We start from the raw sequence: 622 nt of genomic DNA, 5'->3' as shown, positions 1-622 counted from the left end.
AACAAAAAGCTTCGGCTTAGTACGTGTTCGAAAATCTTGCCGATTTTCTTCCCGCACAAAGCCTAGCCAAAACCGTTGGGCTTCATAAAAAAATTCCATAAAACGAAACATAATTGTAACGAATTAGTTACATTTGTAATATGAGAGATATAGATATTACAGAGGAATGTCTTGAATTTATAGATAAACAAGACAAAAGAGTTTCATTGAAATTTTTCCAACTCTTAGAAGTTATTGGTGAAGTGAAAGTTGTGAATTCAAACTTTTTGAAAAAACTCCAATCGACACAATTCTATGAACTGAGAATTAAAGCTGGAAACGAATACAGAATTGTAATATTTGCTATCGATCATTTGAATTTTGCTGAATGTAGTAAAGCTGTTTGTCTTTATGGTTTTCAGAAAAAGTCAACGAAAGATTACAACAAAGCGATAAAACAAGCTGAAAAAATTTTGGTAGAATATTTAAAAGAGCAATAGTCATGGGAAAATCAATAAACGCAAAAAAATTAATGGCTGAAAGATTTGGAAAAGAAGGAACTAAAAAGCGTGAGCAATTTAGAGAAGAAGCTTTTTCTTATTATTTTGGAGAAATCATAAAAAACAGAAGAAAAGAACTTCAT

1 protein-coding gene is annotated in these 622 nt (G+C 30.4%); it reads left to right on the top strand.

The features are described from left to right. Positions 1-140 precede the first annotated feature (140 nt). Positions 141-479, top strand: coding sequence for a type II toxin-antitoxin system RelE/ParE family toxin (locus tag Q4548_RS16695; protein WP_303457170.1), 339 nt, complete (start codon positions 141-143; stop codon positions 477-479). Positions 480-622 lie beyond the last annotated feature (143 nt).

Origin of the sequence: Wenyingzhuangia sp. 2_MG-2023, assembly GCF_030548295.1 — a bacterium.
Classification (GTDB): Bacteria; Bacteroidota; Bacteroidia; order Flavobacteriales; family Flavobacteriaceae; genus Wenyingzhuangia.
The sequence above is the reverse complement of the archived record's forward strand: the minus strand, read 5'-3'. Positions and strand labels throughout refer to the sequence as shown.

Bases quoted from the DNA above. Each gene is read 5' to 3' on its own strand.
- Q4548_RS16695 (WP_303457170.1), top strand. From the start codon at position 141: ATGAGAGATATAGATATTACAGAGGAATGTCTTGAATTTATAGATAAA.